Below are 21,384 nucleotides of genomic sequence, written 5' to 3'. Positions count from 1 at the left end.
GCGGCACTATCCAGTTCTTCCACAGTGAGTCGATCCGATACCTTTAAGGCGACGTGAGACATAGCATTTCTCCGGAAACTCAACCCTATTCAACTTAGACTCCGGAGATTTCATAAGATTCGTATAACAGGATGTGCAGGTTAAAAATTCCCCGTTCGGGTAAATCGTTCTGATAAAAAGACAATAAGCGCAAAACATTTGTACTTCGGCTCAGTAGGTCTTCATCAGTCCGTCCAGGGTTAATCCGCAGCTGGGCACGAACGCTCTCATAAAAAAGATGACTTCCGGCAGTTCGGATTCACTGATAACAACGGCTAAATGCTCGGCGGCTGCCTCAAATTCCACATTACCGGCTTTTAATTCGGCTTGGCATTTGAGATAGGCGGAGATTTTATCGGCTGCTTTGATAATCTGCACATGCTCTTTCGGCATCAGGTCGCGTTGAATAAGCATTTGAAAATCACGTCTTAATTCTGCAGGTAAAAGATTCAGCAGTTCTTTCTCGGCCTGTTTTTCAATCTGTTTGTAAGCCGCATTGATTTCCTGGGAGTGGTATTTGATAGGGGTCGGCAAGTCGCCGGTGATGACTTCGGTAATATCATGATATAAAGCTGCGGCAGCGACGGCATTGGCATCCACTTTTCCCTCGTAATAGCGATTTTTGATCAATGCCAGGGTATGGGCAATGACGGAAACCTCCCAACTATGTTCCATGACATTTTCTTCATGGGCATTGCGCTTCAACCCCCAGCGTTTAATCCATTTTAACCTGGATAAATAGGCGTAAAAACTGCTTGTTATCGTTATATCTTTCATGAGTTTATTGTAGCGGTTTAAAAATGGTTTTTAAAAGAACGGGTTCAGCCGGTAAAATCAACCTCCGGCATATTATTATTTGCATTATTTCCGTTCGTTTTGGTATTTATCGCTGTTGATTGTAAAGTTAAGATGCTTAAATGTATTCCTTAACTATATAACAAGTTTTAATCAGATATTACTTATGTCATGAATATTCAGTGGTATCCCGGCCATATGCACAAAGCCGGCAAGGAGATTAAGGAAATCCTGCCTCAAATTGATCTTGTTATTGAAATTCTTGATGCGCGCATTCCATTCAGCAGCCAGAATCCGATGCTGACCACTTTGCGGGACAATAAGCCGTGCATCAAAATACTCAGTAAAAGCGATCTTGCCGACCCCGAGATTACCCGGCAATGGCAAATCTGTCTGGAGCAGGAACAGGGTGTAAAAACGCTGGCTGTGACTATCGAACAGCCCGATAAAATAAGGCAAGTGCCTGATTTGTGCCACAAGATGCTCCCGCATAAGGACAGCAGCTCGAGACTGATGCATGCCTTGATAATGGGCATACCCAATGTCGGGAAATCCACCCTAATCAATATTGTGGCCGGAAGAATGATCGCCAAAACCGGCAATGAACCGGCTATTACCAAAACGCAGCAGCGCATTGACATAGGGGGCGGCATTATATTACTGGATACGCCCGGCTTGCTTTGGCCTAATGTCGAAAATAAAAATAGCGGCTACCGTCTGGCGATCACCGGCGCCATCAAGGATACTGCGATAAACCATGAAGATATTGCCGATTTTGCAGCTGAATATTTGCTGCAAAATTACCCGGCTTATCTGAAAGCCCGGTTTCAGATGGATCAACTTCCCGAAAATGAACAGCAACTCATGGAAATTATCGGTAAAAATCGCGGCTGTCTTCGTGCCGGAGGACATATTGACAGGGATAAAGTTGCCAAAATTCTCTTATCCGAATTGCGTGCCGGAACCATAGGCAGAGTCAGCCTGGAAACGCCTGCCATGATGAAAAAAGAACTGGTTGAACTCGACATTATCCGTGCCCGGAAAGCGGCCAAGAAGAACATGCGCAAACAGAAGTGGCAAGGATCGAGTCAAATATAACAGCGGTTTTAGCGGCTCTTATAAATTTTCATGAACTGCATGACAGCATTGAACAGCCGGCCCGCTGTCTGGCCCAGTCGGGGCGTTTTGCCGCAAATTCTTCCTTGCCGGGCTGCTCCTCATAAGGATGGCGCAATAATTCCAGCAAATCGTTCACCACCGAAAAATCGCCCTGCTCGGCCTTGTCAATCGCGAGCTGGGCCATGTAGTTTCTCAGCACGTATTTGGGATTGACGGCATTCATTTTCCTTTGCCTTATTTCATCCGGCATAGCATCAGCTTGAATACGTTTTAGGTAACGCCTGAGCCAACTGGCCATGCGCGTTTTGTATTCATCGGTTAACTGTTCCGGCACATAATAAGCCGCGTTAACAGCGGCGATAAGGTTTTCCTCACCGGCATTATCGCTAGCCAGACGAATGTCCAGTTTGGCAAGGTGGCGATAGAAAATGGTCATATCCGTTTCAACCAGTTGCAACAATGTTGCAAGTTCGGTAATCAGTTCGTCATCCGTTGCGGGCTCATAGACTTTAAATCCCAGCTTGCCGCCCATCATGCTTTGCCAGCTCTGCTCAAAAGTTTCCGCATAGACATTCATCGCCTTTTGCAGCGGTTCTATCTCTCCAATGAGCGGGTAAATGGCATTGGCCAGCTGGCCCAGATTCCAGAAAGCGATTTGCGGCTGATTGCCGTAACGGTAACGATGCTCCGCGGCATCCGTGGTATTGGGCGTCCAGTTCGGATCGTAGTTTTCCAGCCAGCCGTAAGGTCCGTAATCGATGGTAAGGCCCAGAATCGACATGTTGTCGGTGTTCATGACGCCATGGACAAAGCCGACACGCTGCCAGTGCACAATCATCTCGGCCGTTCTGCGGCAGACTTCTTCAAACCAGCTTATATAAACTTCTTTGGAAGGCTCGCCCAAGTACGGAAAATCGGTGCGTATCGTATAGTCCGCGAGCTTTTTCAGCAGCTCGATATCACGGCGCGCCGTGAAAATCTGAAAACTGCCGAAACGCGTAAAGGATGGGGCGACACGGCAGACTACAGCGCCGGGTTCGGGCTTCGGATTGCCATTGTAAAACATATCCCGGATCACTTCATCGCCAGTCAGTATTACACTTAATGCGCGGGTAGTGGGAACACCCAGGTGAAACATGGCTTCGCTGCACAGGAACTCACGAATTGACGAGCGCAATACCGCCAAGCCGTCGGCCATGCGGGAGTAAGGTGTAGGGCCTGCACCTTTAAGTTGCAGCGCCCAACGCTGGCCTCGACTATTGATGATTTCACCCAGATTGATGGCCCGGCCATCGCCAAGCTGTCCGGCCCAATATCCAAACTGGTGCCCGCCATAGCAGGTAGCGTAAGGATACATGCCTGGGACGAGGCGATTGCCTGAAAATACCTGGAGGAAATCATCGGATTCGCAATCTTCCGGAGTTAAATCCAATAGTTCTGCCACTTCTCTCGAGTAAGCCACCATCTGCGGTTGTGGCGCTTTAACCGGTAATACCCGCGAGTATCCTGCGCCTATAACTTGCCGCCGGCTATTGTCAGTTTCCGGATCGGCCGGCAACTCGCGCACAAAACGATTGTCGAAGGATAATCTGTCAAGTTGACTCAGTTTTAGTTGGGAATTCATTCTGTTCTCAATATAAAAATTTCAGATTGGTGAATTTCAGACAATAGGAGTTTGTCTTAACTGAAAAATTCAATTAACCATTCTATAGTGATTAATTCCTTTGCCCGTTTAATTAAAATCGGCTGTACTAAAGCTCTGCTTGTAGATTTGGATAAAACTAAATATTAGAACTTGACATATAATATCTTCATTTTTCTTGTCTATTTTAATGTCCAAGCCTGATCTTAAACACCTCACGCAGCAACTCCCGCACTGTCTAAACCGTGACAGGCATGTACTGAAACGCCAGCTGGACAGATTGCGCAGCGAATTTCAAAAAGGCAAAAATCCGGTACCAGAATTTAACGCCCTGGCAAGCCGCCTGGAAAAGTCAGTGGCATCAAGAAACAAGCGTCTTGCCGCTATTCCCGCGCTCAATTTTCCTGATTTGCCCGTCACCGTCAAAAAAGATGATATTGCCAGACTGATACAGGAAAACCAGGTAGTAATTGTGTGCGGCGAAACAGGTTCAGGCAAAACCACGCAGCTGCCCAAAATCTGCTTGTCTATTGGCTGCGGCGCGGCCGGGTTTATTGGCCATACCCAGCCCCGGCGTATCGCAGCGCGCACTGTGGCCGACCGCATTGCGGAAGAGCTCGGTGAGCCCCTCGGCAAGTCGGTCGGTTATAAAATCCGTTTTAACGACAAGACCCACAGCGACTCCCTGGTTAAACTGATGACCGACGGGATTTTACTGGCTGAATCGCAAAACGATCCGTATCTGTCACAATACGACACCATTATTATCGATGAAGCCCATGAGCGCAGCCTGAATATTGATTTCCTGCTGGGCTACATGAAATGGCTGCTGCCCAAGCGTCCCGATCTGAAACTGGTTATTACCTCCGCAACCATCGACCCGCAACGGTTTTCCGCACACTTTAACAATGCGCCGGTTATCGAGGTGTCGGGGCGTACTTATCCTGTTGAAATGCGCTATCGTCCTATCGAGCAGAATGAAGAAGACGATGACCAATCCGCAGGGCTAGCTCGTGATGAAACCAGTGACGATTTGCAAAATGCCATACTGGCTGCGGTTGATGAGCTGTACCGGTACTTGCGCGGGGATATACTGATTTTTCTCAGCGGCGAGCGGGAAATCAGGGAAACAGCGGATTCATTAAAAAAACATCACCCCAGCAAATATGAGGTGTTGCCGCTGTATTCAAAACTCAGCGTCAGCGAACAGGAGCGGGTATTCAAGCCCCAGGGCGGCAAGCTGCGCATTGTGCTGGCGACCAATGTCGCCGAAACCTCATTGACGGTGCCCGGCATTCGCTGCGTAATCGATACCGGCCATGCCCGTATCAGCCGCTACAGCCATCGCAGTAAAATCCAGCGCCTGCCGATTGAGCGCATTTCCCAATCCAGCGCCAACCAAAGGGCAGGGCGCTGCGGCCGTGTTGCAGAAGGTATCTGTATCAGGCTGTATTCCCATGACGATTATTTGGCCAGGCCGGAATTTACCGAACCGGAAATCATGCGGACCAATTTGTCTGCGGTCATTTTACAGATGACAGCGTTGAATCTGGGCGATATTGAAGACTTCCCGTTTTTAGAGCCGCCTGAAGATAAAATGATTCGGGACGGCAAAAATGTTTTGCATGAAGTCAATGCGCTGGACAAGCAGGGCAAGCTCACCGAAACAGGCAAGCAATTAGCCAAATTTCCGACTGATCCCAAGCTGGCCAGAATGCTGATTGCTGCCGAAAAACAGCACTGCTTGACCGAAGCGGCGATCATCGTATCCGCCTTGAGCATACAGGATCCGCGTGAAAAACCCGCCGATAAAATGCAGCAGGCCGATGCCAGACATGCTGCATTCCGCAAGGAAGATTCAGATTTTTTAACGCTCCTGAATATCTGGAACCAGTTTGAAGAACAGAAAAAACATCTGTCCAACAGCAAACTGCGTAAATATTGCAGCGATAATTTTCTGTCTTATAGCCGTATGAGGGAATGGTTCGATATTCATGCCCAGATCATGCAGGTTATTAAAGGCGATTTAAAAATGAAGCCGAATACGGTCGAGGCGAGTTATGAAGAAATTCACAGGGCTTTGCTGCCGGGGCTGTTATCCAATATCGGTTTCAGGCATGAACAGTACGAATACCTAGGCGCACGCGGATTGAAGTTTTTCATTTTTCCCGGCTCGGGCCTGCATAAAATCAGACCCAAATGGATCATGGCGGCGGAGCAGGTTGAGACCAGCAAGGTGTATGCGCGGATGGTGGCCAGAATTGAGCCGGAATGGATCGAGCAATGCGCCGGACATTTGATCAAACATAATTATTTTGATCCGCACTGGGAGAAAAATGCCGGCCGCAGCGCCGTATATGAGAGAACCCTGCTCTACGGTCTGACTTTGCAAGCCAAACGTAAAATTCCTTATGAGCATATAGATCCGAAGGCCGCCAGGGAGATTTTCATTCAATCGGCGCTGGTCAGTCATGACTATCATTCCAATGCGCCGTTTTTTATTGCTAATCAGAAGCTGCTTGAAGAAGTCGGCTATATCCAGCATAAAGGCCGCCGCGTTGATCTGGTTGAAGATGAACTGTGGCTTTATCAATTCTATGATAATAAATTGCCGGCTGAAGTGGTCAGCGGCATTGCCCTGGATAAATGGCGCAAGACTGCTGAACGGGATAATCCTGAAATTCTTTTCCTGACCAAGCAGGATTTGACGCGCGAACAGGAAGATTATGTCAATGAATGGGATTTTCCGGACAGCAAAAAAATAGGCGAGCTGACCATTCCGCTGCAGTACCGCTTTGAACCGGGCCACGATGAAGACGGTGTGACGGCCATTATTCCCGTGCATCAATTGAATCAAGTATCGCAAGTCCCGTTTGACTGGCTGGTGCCGGGCTTGCTGGAAGAAAAATGTATCGCCTTGATTAAAGCCTTGCCCAAGCAGCTTAGAAAACATTTTGTGCCCGTGCCGCAAACGGTAAAGCAATGTCTTGAAATTGAACCGGATTTTAAAGGCTTTATGCAGGAATGGCTAGGCAGCCGATTAAGGAAACTGACCGGTGAAGCCATTCCGCTAAATGCCTGGAATATGGCGGCTTTGGCGGACCACTTGAAAATGAATTTCAAAGTGATTAATGATGAGGGCCACTTGCTGGATTATGGCCGCGATTTAAAAAAATTGCAGGATAAATATGCCGCGGCGGCAGGCGACAGTTTTGACCAGATCGCCGCTGATGAGCTGAATTATACCGGCTGTATTCAATGGGCGTTCGATGACCTGCCGGAGTCCTATCAGTTTATTCAAAAGGGACAGTTTTTTTTGGGATTTCCGGCCCTTATTGATGAAGGCGATGCGGTTGGAGTGCGCATTTTTGACACTGAACAGAAAGCAGCCTTCCAGCATCAGGCCGGATTAATACGCTTGTTTCAGCTGCAGCTGCGCAAGGAATGCACTTATATTATAAAAAATGTGCCGCATTCGGCCATGGCCGAATTAAGCTACAATCGTTTGCCCAGACATGCCATTGTCACTCATAACCCCGGCACATCCTATAAAGAGGATATTTTAAATCTGGCCTTGTTCACTGCGTTTATTGAGGGCAAAACCATTCGCAGCCAGCAGGCGTTCGAGCAAAGTTTACAGCAGAATAAGGCCGGATTGATTAGCCTTGCCAATGAATCAGCCCAAGCCGTTATGGAAATCATGGAGCTTTATAGCACTATTAAAACGCAGATCAAACGCCTGAATGCTAATGATCCTTCCGCAAAAGATATCAATGAGCAACTGGACTTTCTTATTTATGCAGGCTTTATTCGCAATACGCCTTATCGTCAGCTTAAAGCCATTCCGCGCTATTTGAAGGCCATACAATATCGTCTTGATAACGCGTTAATGAACCCGCAAAAAATCCAGGAAATAAGCCGCTATTGGACGCGCTACTGGCAGGAGGTTGAGAAAAAATCCAAAAAGGATTGGGTTATCCCGGAACAAGATCCATTCCGATGGGCGCTTGAGGAATTTCGCGTATCGCTGTTTGCCCAGCAGCTTAAAACGGCTTATCCGGTGTCCGCAAAACGGCTGGAAAAAGCCTGGAATGAAAGAGAAGATGCTTCAACATTAGTGTTGTCGCAGTAATTTTTGCAGTATTTAAGATAATAGAAACAAATTTCTCCAAAGCAGCCTGCGCCTATGTGCGCTATCGTACAGATAATCCTGGTATTCATGATTACAATATAATTTAAGCCTTGCGGCACATCTGTACACGCGGTAAAGCTTGGAGTTCTGTCCGGAGCGCTATACTTCCGGAAGAGCGGTTTTAATTCATATGGAGTATTTCAGTCATGAAACAGTTTACTAACTATTTATCTGCATTTTTTCTGGCCTTTACCTTAATTGCGGTTGCAGGCTGCGCGGGCTCAAGGACTAAGGAAGCTACAGGAGAATATCTGGATGACACTGCCATTACCACTAAAGTCAAGGCTGCTATAGTTGATGAACCTACCCTGAGCGCTGCCGAGATCAATGTCGAAACCTTTAAGGGCGTAGTTCAATTGAGCGGCTTCGTTAGCCAGCGGGCGGATATCAGAAGAGCAACGGCGGTCGCGCGCAGTGTTGAAGGTGTTAAATCTGTCAAGAATGACCTTCGGGTAAAGTGAACTTGACAACAATTACCTCTTGAGGAACCTTTAAGGAATGCAGTGCTGCATACAGCGGCACGGCATTCCCTTAGGGGGAATTATTTATCTGATTGAAAGCTTTTTCTTAAATGACATTGACGGAGAACTTTTATGTCCCTGACCCATCCTTTAACTGACGTCCCAACTTTGCGTAAAAACGCGCGTGAGCATATTGATGAAGGAGCCGTTACAGCAGGTTACTCCGCCGATCGGAAAACGGTATTAAAGCTGCTTAACGAAGCGCTCGCCACGGAAATTGTCTGTGTTTTGAGGTATCGCCGCCATTATTTCATGGCCAGAGGTATTAATTCAAAAAGCATTGCCGCTGAATTTCTGGCTCATGCCAACGAGGAGCAGGCACATGCCGATCTGATTGCCGAGCGCATTGTGCAATTGAGCGGCGAGCCTGATTTCTCACCGGATACCCTCACCAGCCGCAGTCATGCCGAATATGTTGAGGGAAATACCTTAATGGATATGATTAAGGAAAATTTAGTGGCAGAGCGAGTCGCCATTGACAGTTACCGTGAAATGATTCAATACCTCGGCGATCAGGATCCCACCACAAGCCGCATGCTCGAAGGAATATTGGCTGTGGAAGAAGAACATGCTGATGACCTGGTGGATGTGCTGGAGGGATTGCCGCAGAAGTAAAGTAAAGTTTTCACTTAATACCCAAAAGAGTATTAAGTGAAAAGATATAAATCAAACTATTTTTGCGGGCTGCAAGTCTGCGATAAAAAGAACCATTAACTAGCTGCCCCATCCAGCTGCGATGGGACTGTTTCTCCTGTCGCTGAATGCCGAAGGGCATCAGCATTAGCCGCGAAGCTGCGGCATCTTCTATTGATATCTGTGTGGGTTTATTATTCGGCGCAGATCTTCTTTTTTGGCGCCGAGTTCACGCGCCAGTTGGCCGTGCAGATCGGCAGTCTGCAGCCTGCGCATCAACCTGCGCCCGAAACCGAAAGCGCCTGATCGGGACCGGGCGGGCAAAAAAAACCCTCGTCAAACGAGGGGTTGCAGTCTTGCGAAGAGGAGGTTTTCTACCCCGGCGGCTGATAACGCCGGGGTAGTGCAGCTATCAGTCATTGACGGCTTTCAGATGCATCCGGGCTTCATCAGCGGCTTTTTTGGCCCTATCGCCCTGGCCGAGCTTGCCCTGCTCAATGGCGCTGCCCAGACTCTTGATGGCGGCATCCAGATGCTCATCGGCGGTTTGGGCATGGCTTCTGGCCAGCTCGGCATGCTTGGCAATGCTCGGGCCATCGTCGGCAGCGGCGGCTTCTTTCACATGTTTCATGGCTTCATCCAGATGCTCTTCGTCAGCGGCCTGGACGGCAGGGCCTGCGCCCAGCGCCGCGCTTAACAGCAGTAAAGTGAGTAATTTCATGAGCATGTCTCCTGAGGTGGAAGAGGAAAACAGCAGCCTAGCGGATCTCGGCTTGCTCGCGGCCCGTTTCGCCTTCGCTCAGACCGCTGCCGTAGAAGGTACTGATCTGTTCCTGCCAGGCCGGATCGTTCATATCCGGCCAGTGATCCTTGTCAAAGCCCGGGGCTGTTTCCAGGCGCTCTTTGGCGACATTGAGCACAAAGCGCTTGTTAACCGTATCCAGGGTCAAGGCCTTCCAGGGCACGGCGAACAGCTTGTCGCCCATGCCTAAAAAGCCGCCGTAGGAGAGCACCGCATAGGCGACCGTGCCGCTGCGCACATGCAGCATGATTTCCTTGATATTGCCCAGGTCCTCGTCAAGGTGGTTGGCCACATCATTGCCGATCAGGGTGTCAGCGCCCATCAGTTCAGGGCCGGGGCCTTCATTGTCGAGGTCTTTGTAAATGCCATAGGTATCTTTGTCGGTATAATTCATGGAAGTTGCTCCTGTGTAAAAGGTGAGAGCGGGCGGCCAAGGCTGCTGGTTCTAGCCCGGCCGCCTTGGGATTAAGTGTTCTTGTCAATCTTGCGTTTGACGTCGGCAGCGGCATCGCCGGCTCCGGCGCGGGCCTTGCCGACATTCTTCTGAACCTTGCCTTCCAGTTCTGTAGAGCTGTCATCGGCGGCATCGCCGAGTTCTTCCTTGACCTTGCCCTTGGCTTGTTCAACGCGGCCTTTCACTTGTTCTTTGTTCATCTTAAATTCCTCGCTTGGCGATTAATGAATGGCAGGGCGAATACCCATGCCGTGAACTTATCCTAGCCGCTTTCCTGCACAACGTCGGTGCGATGACGCACATAGAAGTGAACTAATGAAGTGCAGATAAATAAAAATTATTGGGCGTTTGCAGCTTTCTGTACGGTATCGTACTGATCTTTATCCTATTTTTGAGTATCCTACCGAAGAGTTTTTATATTGAAAGCTCAGTGTAATTACCAAAACTATACACATTCCAAAAAGGACTGCTTATTTGGATTGTGCTTTTAAACCGTGGAGGATCATATGGATTATTCAACTCAAACTCAATCAACTCAGCGTACTGCATCAACTCATAGTGGAGCAGGTATGCAATCATGTATCGATGCTTGTGAGCGCTGCTATCAGGTATGCTATCAAACCGCCTTGAACCATTGCCTCGAAATGGGGGGAAAACATGTTGAACCCGAACATTTTCGTCTCATGATAAATTGCGCCGAAATTTGCCAGACTTCTGCCAAATTCATGCTGAGCAGTTCTCCTATGCATGTGCATACATGCGGTGTTTGCGCGAAGGTGTGTGATGCCTGCGGGGATAGCTGTCAGCAGGTAGGTGGTATGGATGAGTGCGTGCAGGTTTGCAGGGAATGTGCTCAAAGTTGCCGTGAGATGGCGAGCACTCAGCATTAGTTTTTTTCGGCCTCCTGAGGCAAACTTTAAGTTAATATTGCCTCATTAGTATTTAAAAATATGATAGCTCTGAATGATCAACGAGCTAACCTTAAAATCTTCTCTTGCTGTTTTGGCGGTTCAATGGTTAAAGGAGCCGAGAGCAAGAGAAGATTATCGGAGCATTTCAAACAAGAATTCATACAATTCATACAAAAAATAGCGCCGACTTCGGCTAATAAAAATTTTGTTGCCGCTGACAGCATTGGAAATAGCTATTTTATTCAAAGAAGTGTTTTAGATATACGCCGGTATGTGATTGCGGGTTTTCAGAAACCTGTTGAGGTGTGCCTTCGGCAACCAGCATGCCGCCGCCGTCTCCGCCTTCAGGTCCCATATCAACTAGCCAGTCCGCCGTTTTAATGACATCCAGGTTGTGTTCGATTACGATGACGGTATTGCCGTGGTCGCGCAAGGTATGAAGCACATTCAACAATTGCTTGACATCGTGAAAATGCAGGCCCGTTGTCGGCTCATCGAGAATATATAAGGTTGTGCCGGTGTCGCGCTTGGACAGTTCCCTGGCGAGTTTGACGCGCTGCGCCTCGCCTCCGGAGAGCGTGGTCGCATTCTGGCCCAAGTTAATATAACTTAAGCCGACTTCGGTCAGAGTATGCAGCTTGCGTGATAAACTCGGTACGGCGCTGAAAAATGCGGCTGCATCTTCAACAGTCATCTCCAGCACCTGATTGATCGTCTTGCCTTTATAGCGTATTTCCAGCGTTTCCCGGTTATAACGCTTGCCGTTGCAATTATCGCAGTTCACGAAAATATCAGGCAGAAAATGCATTTCAACTTTAATAACGCCATCGCCTCGGCAGGCCTCACAGCGCCCGCCTTTAACATTAAAACTGAAGCGGCCCGGCAGATAGCCGCGCGAGCGCGCTTCCGGCGTCGCTGCAAACAATTCCCGTATCGGCGTGAATAAACCCGTGTAGGTGGCAGGATTTGACCGGGGCGTGCGGCCAATCGGGCTTTGATCGATATCCACCACTTTATCAAAATACTCGAGTCCTTCAATGGCATCGCACGGAGCAGATGCAGAGCCGGCGCGGTTGATCAAACGCGCGGCATGGCAATACAGGGTATCGTTAACCAAAGTTGATTTGCCGGAACCGGATACGCCGGTCACACAGGTCAGCAGGCCAACAGGAAAACCGATATCCACATTTTTCAGATTATTGCCGCGGGCGTTGCGGATAATAATCTGTTTGTCTTTATTTCTCGGCGTGGGTGCAACGGGAATGGCAATGCCGATTTTTCCGGACAAATACTGGCCGGTTAAGGAGTCTTCATTGTCAAGAATATCCTTCAATGTCCCCTGCGCCACAATGTGCCCGCCATGAACGCCGGCGCCGGGGCCGATATCGATAATGTGCTGAGCCGAGCGTATCGCCTCTTCATCATGTTCGACCACGATGACGGTATTGCCTAAATCGCGCAGGCGGAACAGGGTATTGAGCAGCCTCTGATTGTCCCGCTGATGCAGGCCTATGGAAGGCTCATCAAGCACATACATAACGCCGACCAGACCTGCGCCGATTTGACTGGCCAGGCGGATGCGCTGCGCTTCGCCGCCCGAAAGCGTATCGGCGCTGCGATCCAGGGTCAGATAATCGAGCCCTACATTGACCAGAAATTCCAGTCGTTCCTGAATTTCCTTGACGATTTTGGCGGCGACTTCGCCGCGCTTGCCGGGAAGGCAAAGATCTTGAAAGAAAACCAGGGCTCTGCGGATGGGAAAGCGGGTGAGCTGGTGAATCGGCAGATCCTCGATAAAAACATTTCTGGCGGCACTATTAAGCCGGGCGCCGCCGCATGCCTCGCAGGTTACCTGGGACAAATATTTCGCCATTTCATCCCGGACCAGCTGCGAATCAGTCTCGTGGTAGCGCCTTTCCATATTGACGACGATGCCTTCGAACCGATGGCGTTTTTTTTTGACTGAGCCGGTTCCGGACATAAACTTGAAGTCAATCACGGTATTGCCGCTTCCGTAGAGAATGATATCCTGAAGGTCTTTACGGAGACTGGAAAACGGCGCCTCCGGGTCAAAGTCGTAATGCCTGGCTAATGAACAGATGATTTGATAATAATAGGCGTTGCGCCGGTCCCAGCCGCGTACCGCGCCTCCGGCAAGGCTTATATCGGGATTATGAACAATCAGGTTTGGATCAAAATGCTGCCGCACGCCCAAGCCGTCGCAGCTGCTGCACGCGCCCTTGGGGTTATTGAACGAGAAAATGCGCGGTTCCAGCTCGGTCAGGCTGTAACCGCAATAAGGACAGGCGTAGCGCTCCGAAAACAACAGTTCTCTCGCATCCTCCAGACCAGCGGCGATAGCGATACCGCCGGCAATGCGCAGAGCCGTTTCAAAGGACTCCGCCAATCTCAAGGCAATATCATCGCGAATCTTAAACCGGTCAACAATGACTTCAATCGTGTGTTTCCTTTTTAAATCCAGCGCCGGGGCTTCATCAAGGTCATATACGACACCGTCTATGCGCGCGCGAATAAATCCCTGAGCCCGCAAGTCATCCAGCAGCTGGGCATGCTCGCCCTTGCGTTGATTAACCACCGGGGCGAGTAGCATCCAGCGCTGATCTTTGGGCTGGGCAAGAAGGATATCAACCATTTGGCTAATGGTCTGCGCTTCCAGCGATACTTGATGCTCGGGACAGCGCGGCATGCCGGCCCGGGCATATAGCAACCGCAGGTAATCGTATATTTCGGTGATAGTGCCGACTGTTGAACGCGGGTTGTGCGAGGTGGATTTCTGTTCGATGGAAATAGCCGGCGACAAGCCTTCAATATGGTCAACATCGGGCTTTTCCATGATTGACAGAAACTGGCGCGCATAGGCAGAAAGCGATTCCACATAGCGCCGTTGACCTTCGGCGTAAAGGGTGTCAAATGCCAGCGATGATTTGCCCGAACCGGACAATCCGGTAATGACAATGAGCGTATCCCGGGGCAGATCAAGATCAATATTTTTCAGGTTATGAGTTCTGGCGCCGCGAATGCTGATCGTATCCATCAAATAATTCCGGAAATTTAAAACGCCTGCATGATACGTTTAAAGTCAGCCCAATACAAACGCGGGCAACAGGCGGAGCGCCTTAGAAGAGAGGAAAAACCTTGCCGATAAAAGCAGACTTCCAGAAATACCCGACAAGACCGGCGGCGATAGAAGTTAAATTAACTGCGAAATTTGCGTTTGATGTTTAAATACGATGTAGAATCAGTTTTCACTCTTCTCTTACTTGAAACATAACCCAACATTAAAATACCCAAAGCATATATGGGTAGCATTGCAGGAGTAGGTACGGGAGCTACCAAATTTAATGCTTTATCGGCAATAATGCTATGCGCTGCTGTGGTTGGATGTAGCCCATCCCAAAACAAATAATTCTCTGGATTCGAACAACTGTCTCCGCCCACAATAATACATGCATCAGAAATATTAGTAAGTCCAAAATTATTAGGCGTAGCACTAATTTCCTTAAATAAGGCATCAATGTCTAACTCCTTAATGTCAATGCCAAAGTTGTTCTCTAATCCCATTATAGAAGGGGTTAACAAACCATCAAAAACAGATGACAATATAGCTAAACCGGCTTCTGCTGCCGGCCCTGCAGCCTGAGCTGCAGGAGTTTTTCCCAAGTCAGGTAAATTAGGCAACAGAAAATTCTGTGCGCCGGCATCAGCAAGGGAGGTAATACTGGTTGAAATATTGGTTATTGAATCCCTCACCACTGCAACAGGATTTTTCGCTTGGGCCGCATCCCGAATATCATTTCCCCCGCCCCAAATAACATACAACGCATCCGTAGCGATTGATCCTGAAGCCGAGGTTATAAAATTATTAACTTGCTGATTAATAGTAGGAATTGATGAAGAAACCACATCCATTAAAGCGCCAGTTCTGGCCCCGGCAAAAGCATATCCATTACCCCCCGCTAAAGATGAAGATATAGTTAATCCAAGGTCTATTGCCAACGTCTCAGCCCAAACCGGACCATTTGAAAGGCGCCCGCTTGCATAAGGGAAATCAGGAATAAGACCTGGATAAGGTGGCTGAGTTATTTGACCACCCGTAGCTAAAATTGCATTACCAGAATCTGATAAACTATCACCAAAAATATATATTTGACTATACCCTGCCGCTACAGGCACATACAGCGATGCACACAATAACAAACCTAAAATTGAAATTTTGTTGTTTTTCATAAATACCCCCTGATACACGTATTAAAACTTCTGAAAATAATTAAATTGAATCGGGTAAAACCCGGCCGGAGGTGATTGAACTATTTAAAAAATCGACGTCAATGCATGCCGGCTTTCCTTTTGATAAGCTGACAAGTCTTGAAACTCATACGCTCATCCTTGAATGGTGTTTAATATATTTTGCTAATAATGTTTGATTTTTAGACCGCTTAGCATTTATCCCGCTAAATAAACCAGAGGGCTGCAGTTTTTTGCTGGAATTGAGTGTTATCCAGTTACAGACCCTATATCTTAAAAATAGTGTTGTCAAATAAAAAAAACCAGCGTAAAAGTTATCGGGAAATATCATTTATTCGCCTAGCTTACCAGAACATTTTATTGCTCAGGGAGCGGGAGCGCAACAGACTTTGGGTCTGGCGAAAAGGAGAAATCATCATGACTATCATCAAATCAATCTCATACGCACTTTTGGTTCTTTATGCTGCCTTAGCCTATTCACAAGAATCCTTTTCAACCCTTTCAGAAGCTGGGATTCATCAATTCGTGAAATCCCGTTCTCCCATCCAGCGAGGGCGTGATATCTGGCTGAAGAATACTTACGGCGGAGAAAAGTTTTTTGCCTTTCTGTCCGCTCACCCGGATCCTGCCAAGCGTATTAACGTAGGATACAAGAATGTTATCACTACACCGCGGAATCAACGCTTCCAAGTATGGGGAACCATCAATGATCCCGACTGCCAAGCAAACGCCGCAGGCGGACCAGATCTATGTGCTGATCCAAACGCCACGGGCGTCATCGGAATCCGTAAGTTTCCAGGACCGGAAGGTACGAGGCTTTATGGCGTCTCCTGCGCCTCTTGCCATGTCGGCTTTGATCCGCTGCATCCGCCCACTGACGTGAACGAGCCCGGCTGGGAGAATATCCACCTGACTGTGGGCAACCAGCATCTAAAGTCCGGCAAGATCATTGCCGCAAACCTGCCGGCCAATGATCCGCGGCGTTTCATGTTTGAGTCCTGGCCTGACGGCAGTGTCGATACTACTGCCCTGTTCACCGACCACATTATGAACCCGACTGTCATCACCCAGATTTGGGATTTACGGCATCGCCTGACATTCGATGTAGGACTGGACAAACCCAAACTCCGGATGGGGCATGGAGGTGAAGACGACTTAGGCCTTGACGTCGCCGCAACTCGCGTTTATACGAACCTCGGCGTCTGTTTTGCTGAATGCGTGGCGCCACGCCCCGACCGGCCTGATGCAACCGCGCCCATTGACCTTGAGCAATGCCGCAATGACTGTGCTGACTTGCCGCCTGAAACAGATATCGACAAGTTAGGCAAATTCCTGTTATCGATCAAAGCGCCAAAATTTCCTGCTTTCCCGACGAATTTCCGTCTGTTCGTACAGGGGCGCAAGCTATTCAAGGATAATTGCGCCTCTTGCCATACGCTCAAAGGCAAGGGCGGACGTGTTCTTTCGAACGACGAGGTAAACCCGCTCGTTACTGATCCGGATAACGCCCCTAACGCCTGTCGTGCGCTTTCCACCCAATGGGAAGCAGACCATTTGTGGGCGGAATTTTCCTCACATGTGTACAAAGACCGCGCCCTTGCCGGCTTGAAAGGCTATCGCACCAAGCCGCTCTCGGGCGTTTGGGCAACGGCGCCGTTTCTTCACAATCAGTCGGTAGGTCCCTATGCTTCGGCGAACGCTGGCCCGGGAGAACTCGCAGAAGCCTATGAGGCGGCCATGCAAGAGCTGCTTTCAGCCAATCGTCCTCCCAAAATCAATACGCTTCCGGTAGCGGTTGGGCCTTTCCCGGCCGGCACTCCCTTAACTTTCGTTTTCAGCCGCGACCCGACCGGCAAACTCCTCTGTAATGACGTCGTTGAGAACCGCGGCCACCATTATGGCGCGGAGCTTTTTAACGAAGAGAAACGAGCATTAATTTACTGGCTAAAACACCAATGATTTTGATGGACAGCTAATGATCTGGGGGACGGATGCACTAACAAACCCCAGTGCTCCGCTCCCCTCAAGTCGTTAAGGCTTCCAGTCATGACGGCCTTCCTGCTCTATATTCTCGACAATTGAGCAATAAACCAGGGCATGGAACCTGCGAAAATTTTAGCCAAAGCGCTTAAATGTTAGCCTGTGGCATTAGCTTTTTTCCTCGATGGAATGTTGAAATTACCGCCTTATTTCCAGAAATCCGGATTCTCCATATCATCAGCTTCTCCCGGCCGCATTCCAGTAGCTGCGATTTATTGAACCTGATCAATGAAAATTTTGTCTTTTGATAAGTAGGTGAATGATAATCTGGCTTCCTGGCGTATTAACTGAACAAGGAGTATGAGTATGAAACATTACCTTTTAGTGGTGGCGGGTCTTTTGTTGTTTGCTGCGGCAGCGCTGGCGCTTGAAAAACCCGGTCCTGAGCGGTTTGATGAAGTTCGCTACCGCCGTCAACAGGTAGTGCCGTTTGCCGTTGATCAAAGCCTGCAGACCTTTACCAAAACCGTCCATGGCGGTGTTCAGCATGTAGTTGTTAAATCGCCGGGTAATACCGCGCAAATAAAACTGATCCAGGCGCATCTCCAGAAACTGGCCGAAGACTTCAGAAAAGGCGATTTTTCTGAGACTGAACGCATACACGGCGCTGATATGCCGGGTCTTGTCCAGTTGAAACTGGCAGCAGCCGACGATATCAAATTTGAATATGAAGCTTTGCCGGATGGCGCACAAATTCATTATTCAACTGAATATCCCCAGTATGTTCAGGCTCTTCATGAATGGTTTGACGCCCAGATTAGCGATGAAGGCAATGATGTAATACCGGAACATATTAAGCACCATTTAAGGCCTTCAGAATAAATTTAAAGCTGATTACTGTATGGGAGTAATGGTTGTCGGGAATCATTAGCAGCTGATTCACAGCTTTAACAAGGCTTAGTTTGCTGAAAAAATATGGCGAGTTTAAAGTGAATTTAACCAGGCGCCAGGATTTACAAATTGAGAGCGGGCAATGTACTGGCTGGTTTTATCGCCGGTAGCGTATCAATCAGGCGTTAGGCACCCTCTCTTAGCGGCAAACATGCGAAACCGGACATATTAGCGGAATTTATCACTGCCTCAACTGACCGGTGCTCCGGCAGCGAATAAGTCCGTAGACTCACCATTTTTATCCTCTTATTCCTCATATGCGCCGCAGCCTATCTGAAAATCTATGGATAACTGCGGCTGCTGGCGGTTGGGAAGCCTTCCCGGAAATTCAATAATTCAAGGTTTTGATCAGGGGTTAATATTGTAAGAAGGAAATGTTGCTAGAGATTTCTATAAAGTTAGCCATAATTGATGGGTAATTTTTATTCACTCAAACAAAAAGCGGCAGATTATGGCGCAACTTAAGATTTTACAGACAAGCAGGCGGGTTTTAATTGCCGCCGTGTTTTTAACCGCGGCTCCGGCATTGGCCGACAGACCCTCATCGCATGGCGGCGGCAAGCATGAAAAACATCGGCAGAATGAGCAGCACTACGACCGTCATGAGCGGCAAGGCAGAGGTAGCGATAGAGCTCCTCATGGCAGGGATAGAGCCAATTTTAGCGGCGGCCGGTATTTCATCGACCGGCATAAAACGCTCATCCGTGACTACTATGTCAATGAATACCGGAGTGGCGGATGTCCTTCAGGCCTAGCCAAAAAACATAACGGCTGCATGCCGCCTGGGCAAGCGAAAAAATGGGCCATAGGGCATCCCTTGCCAAGAGATGTGGTTGTCTACGATTTACCTCCGGCAGTGCTTTTTAAGATCGGGCCGCCGCCGCCCGGGTATCGCTTTGTACGTGTGGCATCCGATATTTTAATGATTGCCATCGGGACGGGAATGGTGATGGATGCGATTAACGATTTGGGCCGATATTAAAGTCTAAAGCAAGAACAAAAAAAGCGGATTTATCCTTATTTTCAGCGCGCTATCATTTAGAATGTGGGGGTTGTCGCCCCCCTGTTCCGTTTTATTGAACAGTAAAGCTTTTAAGGGGTATCCTACTCTCGAATCACTATAAAGGAGCCGCTTGTCATGAGTCGCCATTTAAACCTGCTTCGGGCAATATTTCAGGATCCGGTTAATGCAAATATTCACTGGCGGGAAGTTGAATCCTTGCTTCATCACCTGGGCGCTGCTATAGAGCCCATCCATGGCGCCCGTTTTCGTGTGGTGCTGAACCAGTTTGAAGATATTCTGCACCATCCCCATCATAGCAACGAATGCACCAGGCAGGACATCAAACAATTGCGGGAGTTTCTCGCCCACGCGGGCATCAGTCCGTCACTTTACGAAGCTGAAAGAGATCAATAGGCTAACGCTGATGGAGCTCGGCGCAAATCCGGCGGGAGATATTTATTTTATTAATATTCACGGATGGGATATACAAGCGCTTGCCTAACATCAGGATAATTAACACATGACGGAACTCGTTTGGGTCGGTACGGCCTATATAGGCGGCCTGATCGCCAGCCGCTTGTCTTTTCCGCCTCTGGTCGGTTATTTAGTCGCCGGCTATATTTTGCACTCTTTCGGAATAGAGTTAGGGCAAACCTTGGCGCGCCTGGCCGACATCGGCATTGAGTTGTTGCTGTTCACAGTAGGGTTAAAGCTTAAATTGAGATCGCTGCTGCGGCGCGAAGTATTAAGCGTGGGTGGTCTGCATTTATTGTTTGTGACCGGGATTGCCAGCATTGTTTTTCTGTGGCTGGGTGAACAAACCCTGGGCGGGCTGATATTGGGCGCCAGCCTGGCTTTTTCCAGCACCGTGCTCGCAATCAAGGTATTGGAAGACAATGGCGAGCTTTCCTCCCTGCATGGCCGCGGCGTGCTCAGCATTCTGATATTGCAGGATATTATCGCGATAGCGCTGCTGGCTTTCGCGGACGGCAGGCAACTGTCGCCTTGGGCTTTTGCATTGCTGATTTTACCCGTGTTGCGGCCGCTGGCGCATCGATTGCTTACTGTCAGCCGGGCCGATGAACTGAGACTGCTGCTGGGCGTTTCTCTGGCGCTGGCGGGAGGCGTGTCATCTGAAATCGTTGACATTTCAGCCGATATTGGCGCGCTGCTGATGGGTGTAATGCTGGCGGATCATCCCCAGACAGATGACCTTGCCAATAAACTCTGGGGTCTTAAGGAAGTCTTTCTGGTCGCATTTTTTTTGCAAATCGGCCTGGCCGATTTGCCGGATCGGGCTCAAATAATCAATGCGCTTGGGCTTCTGGGAATATTGCCGTTGCAGGGAGTATTGTTCTTCGTATTGTTTTTGTTGGCCGGATTGCGTTCCCGCACCGCTTTTATTTCTTCGCTGGCCTTGATGACCTATAGCGAATTCGCCTTGATTACCACCGGCGCAGTTGTTAAAGCGAATCTGCTGTCCTCGGAATGGAACGCTACCATTGCCGTGGCGGTAGCCGGATCTCTTGCGATTGCGGCGCCGTTAAACCGGTATTCACATCAATTGTTTTCACGGTTTGAACCCTTTTTAACCCGTTTCGAGAAAAAAACCGGCCACCCGGACCGTCTGCCTGAATCGATCGGCATGGCGGAATGGCTGGTGGTGGGAATGGGGCGCACCGGAGTCTCCGCCTATAATGCCTTGCATCAGCAGGAAAAGCGCGTCGTCGGCCTTGATGCTGACCCGACTGTATTGGAAAGCCTTTTGGCCGAAGGCAGGCGCGTAATTTACGGAGATGCCGAAGATCCCGAGCTATGGGCGGGGCTGCCGTTGGACAGGGTTAAATGCATTATTCTTACCCTGCCTGACTTTGAGGCAAGATGTTCGGCAGTACGCCAGCTCAGAAAAAGAGAATATGCAGGCCAGATCGGCACAATTTGTTATTTCCCCGAAGAGAAACAGAAGTTGGGACAGCTCGGGGCGAATTTTATGATTCATCCTCTGGTTGAAGCTGGAAACCAGTTAGCCAGACAACTGGGAAGGGACAATTCCAGGCTGCGGGAATAATGCCTGCT

At 48.9% G+C, this 21,384-nt stretch carries 17 protein-coding genes; 10 read left to right on the top strand and 7 right to left on the bottom strand.

Annotation, left to right across the window (positions count from 1 at the left end; translation table 11 throughout):
- Positions 1-210: 210 nt before the first annotated feature.
- Positions 211-816, bottom strand: coding sequence for a 5'-deoxynucleotidase (yfbR, locus tag HUX64_RS09230; RefSeq protein ID WP_174625942.1), 606 nt, complete (start codon positions 814-816; stop codon positions 211-213).
- 189 nt (positions 817-1,005) lie between these two features.
- On the opposite strand from yfbR, the gene ylqF reads away from it, so the two are divergent.
- Entirely contained in the window at positions 1,006-1,932 is a 927-nt protein-coding gene (gene ylqF / locus HUX64_RS09225) for a ribosome biogenesis GTPase YlqF (RefSeq protein WP_174625941.1), read from the top strand.
- Positions 1,933-1,960: 28 nt separating this feature from the next.
- Here the strand turns inward: ylqF and HUX64_RS09220 are convergent, their stop codons facing one another.
- The gene (locus HUX64_RS09220; protein ID WP_174625940.1) at positions 1,961-3,577 is read right to left on the bottom strand and encodes a protein adenylyltransferase SelO; all 1,617 of its coding nucleotides are present in this window, start codon (positions 3,575-3,577) and stop codon (positions 1,961-1,963) included.
- 208 nt (positions 3,578-3,785) lie between these two features.
- Between HUX64_RS09220 and hrpA the strand changes: the two genes are divergently transcribed.
- The 3 genes from hrpA to HUX64_RS09205 all read left to right on the top strand — a co-directional run bounded on the left by hrpA (position 3,786) and on the right by HUX64_RS09205 (position 8,923).
- On the top strand, positions 3,786-7,727 hold the full coding sequence (hrpA, locus tag HUX64_RS09215; RefSeq protein ID WP_174625939.1) for an ATP-dependent RNA helicase HrpA: 3,942 nt from the start codon (positions 3,786-3,788) through the stop codon (positions 7,725-7,727).
- A 206-nt stretch (positions 7,728-7,933) separates the two neighbouring features.
- Complete coding sequence (locus tag HUX64_RS09210; protein WP_174625938.1) at positions 7,934-8,248, top strand: BON domain-containing protein; 315 nt, start codon at positions 7,934-7,936, stop codon at positions 8,246-8,248.
- A gap of 132 nt (positions 8,249-8,380) precedes the next feature.
- On the top strand, positions 8,381-8,923 hold the full coding sequence (locus tag HUX64_RS09205; protein WP_174625937.1) for a ferritin-like domain-containing protein: 543 nt from the start codon (positions 8,381-8,383) through the stop codon (positions 8,921-8,923).
- Between the two features lie 430 nt (positions 8,924-9,353).
- Here the strand turns inward: HUX64_RS09205 and smbP are convergent, their stop codons facing one another.
- The 3 genes from smbP to HUX64_RS09190 all read right to left on the bottom strand — a co-directional run bounded on the left by smbP (position 9,354) and on the right by HUX64_RS09190 (position 10,397).
- On the bottom strand, positions 9,354-9,662 hold the full coding sequence (gene smbP / locus HUX64_RS09200; RefSeq protein WP_246246973.1) for a small metal-binding protein SmbP: 309 nt from the start codon (positions 9,660-9,662) through the stop codon (positions 9,354-9,356).
- 37 nt (positions 9,663-9,699) lie between these two features.
- Positions 9,700-10,137, bottom strand: coding sequence for a PRC-barrel domain-containing protein (locus HUX64_RS09195; protein WP_174625788.1), 438 nt, complete (start codon positions 10,135-10,137; stop codon positions 9,700-9,702).
- 71 nt (positions 10,138-10,208) lie between these two features.
- Entirely contained in the window at positions 10,209-10,397 is a 189-nt protein-coding gene (locus tag HUX64_RS09190) for a CsbD family protein (RefSeq protein WP_174625789.1), read from the bottom strand.
- Positions 10,398-10,703: 306 nt separating this feature from the next.
- Between HUX64_RS09190 and HUX64_RS20600 the strand changes: the two genes are divergently transcribed.
- The gene (locus tag HUX64_RS20600; protein WP_484482070.1) at positions 10,704-11,087 is read left to right on the top strand and encodes a four-helix bundle copper-binding protein; all 384 of its coding nucleotides are present in this window, start codon (positions 10,704-10,706) and stop codon (positions 11,085-11,087) included.
- 259 nt (positions 11,088-11,346) lie between these two features.
- On the opposite strand, the gene uvrA is transcribed toward HUX64_RS20600, so the two are convergent.
- Both uvrA and HUX64_RS09180 read right to left on the bottom strand, forming a co-directional pair.
- Entirely contained in the window at positions 11,347-14,163 is a 2,817-nt protein-coding gene (gene uvrA, locus HUX64_RS09185) for an excinuclease ABC subunit UvrA (protein WP_174625935.1), read from the bottom strand.
- Positions 14,164-14,324: 161 nt separating this feature from the next.
- Entirely contained in the window at positions 14,325-15,356 is a 1,032-nt protein-coding gene (locus HUX64_RS09180; RefSeq protein WP_174625934.1) for an SGNH/GDSL hydrolase family protein, read from the bottom strand.
- Positions 15,357-15,659: 303 nt separating this feature from the next.
- On the opposite strand from HUX64_RS09180, the gene HUX64_RS09175 reads away from it, so the two are divergent.
- The 5 genes from HUX64_RS09175 to HUX64_RS09155 all read left to right on the top strand — a co-directional run bounded on the left by HUX64_RS09175 (position 15,660) and on the right by HUX64_RS09155 (position 21,376).
- Positions 15,660-17,333, top strand: a complete 1,674-nt coding sequence (locus HUX64_RS09175) for a c-type cytochrome (RefSeq protein WP_217426484.1) — start codon at positions 15,660-15,662, stop codon at positions 17,331-17,333.
- Between the two features lie 387 nt (positions 17,334-17,720).
- Positions 17,721-18,236: an aspartate carbamoyltransferase gene (locus tag HUX64_RS09170; protein ID WP_174625933.1), complete on the top strand. Its 516-nt coding sequence runs from the start codon at positions 17,721-17,723 to the stop codon at positions 18,234-18,236.
- A gap of 520 nt (positions 18,237-18,756) precedes the next feature.
- Positions 18,757-19,287, top strand: coding sequence for a hypothetical protein (locus HUX64_RS09165; protein ID WP_174625932.1), 531 nt, complete (start codon positions 18,757-18,759; stop codon positions 19,285-19,287).
- Between the two features lie 156 nt (positions 19,288-19,443).
- On the top strand, positions 19,444-19,722 hold the full coding sequence (locus HUX64_RS09160) for a type II toxin-antitoxin system HicA family toxin (protein WP_174625931.1): 279 nt from the start codon (positions 19,444-19,446) through the stop codon (positions 19,720-19,722).
- Between the two features lie 106 nt (positions 19,723-19,828).
- Positions 19,829-21,376 (top strand): cation:proton antiporter family protein, encoded by a 1,548-nt coding sequence (locus tag HUX64_RS09155; protein ID WP_174625930.1) that lies wholly within the window; start codon positions 19,829-19,831, stop codon positions 21,374-21,376.
- Positions 21,377-21,384 lie beyond the last annotated feature (8 nt).

The organism is Candidatus Methylobacter favarea (assembly GCF_902806695.1).
In the GTDB taxonomy this organism is placed as follows: Bacteria; Pseudomonadota; Gammaproteobacteria; order Methylococcales; family Methylomonadaceae; genus Methylobacter_B; species Methylobacter_B favarea.
Note: the sequence above shows the minus strand (reverse complement) of the source record. Positions and strands in the feature narration are given on the sequence as shown.

Coding starts and splice junctions, on each gene's coding strand:
- yfbR (WP_174625942.1), bottom strand. CDS start 816: ATGAAAGATATAACGATAACAAGCAGTTTTTACGCCTATTTATCCAGG.
- ylqF (WP_174625941.1), top strand. CDS start 1,006: ATGAATATTCAGTGGTATCCCGGCCATATGCACAAAGCCGGCAAGGAG.
- HUX64_RS09220 (WP_174625940.1), bottom strand. CDS start 3,577: ATGAATTCCCAACTAAAACTGAGTCAACTTGACAGATTATCCTTCGAC.
- hrpA (WP_174625939.1), top strand. CDS start 3,786: ATGTCCAAGCCTGATCTTAAACACCTCACGCAGCAACTCCCGCACTGT.
- HUX64_RS09210 (WP_174625938.1), top strand. CDS start 7,934: ATGAAACAGTTTACTAACTATTTATCTGCATTTTTTCTGGCCTTTACC.
- HUX64_RS09205 (WP_174625937.1), top strand. CDS start 8,381: ATGTCCCTGACCCATCCTTTAACTGACGTCCCAACTTTGCGTAAAAAC.
- smbP (WP_246246973.1), bottom strand. CDS start 9,662: ATGAAATTACTCACTTTACTGCTGTTAAGCGCGGCGCTGGGCGCAGGC.
- HUX64_RS09195 (WP_174625788.1), bottom strand. CDS start 10,137: ATGAATTATACCGACAAAGATACCTATGGCATTTACAAAGACCTCGAC.
- HUX64_RS09190 (WP_174625789.1), bottom strand. CDS start 10,397: ATGAACAAAGAACAAGTGAAAGGCCGCGTTGAACAAGCCAAGGGCAAG.
- HUX64_RS20600 (WP_484482070.1), top strand. CDS start 10,704: ATGGATTATTCAACTCAAACTCAATCAACTCAGCGTACTGCATCAACT.
- uvrA (WP_174625935.1), bottom strand. CDS start 14,163: ATGGATACGATCAGCATTCGCGGCGCCAGAACTCATAACCTGAAAAAT.
- HUX64_RS09180 (WP_174625934.1), bottom strand. CDS start 15,356: ATGAAAAACAACAAAATTTCAATTTTAGGTTTGTTATTGTGTGCATCG.
- HUX64_RS09170 (WP_174625933.1), top strand. CDS start 17,721: ATGAAACATTACCTTTTAGTGGTGGCGGGTCTTTTGTTGTTTGCTGCG.
- HUX64_RS09165 (WP_174625932.1), top strand. CDS start 18,757: ATGGCGCAACTTAAGATTTTACAGACAAGCAGGCGGGTTTTAATTGCC.
- HUX64_RS09160 (WP_174625931.1), top strand. CDS start 19,444: ATGAGTCGCCATTTAAACCTGCTTCGGGCAATATTTCAGGATCCGGTT.
- HUX64_RS09155 (WP_174625930.1), top strand. CDS start 19,829: ATGACGGAACTCGTTTGGGTCGGTACGGCCTATATAGGCGGCCTGATC.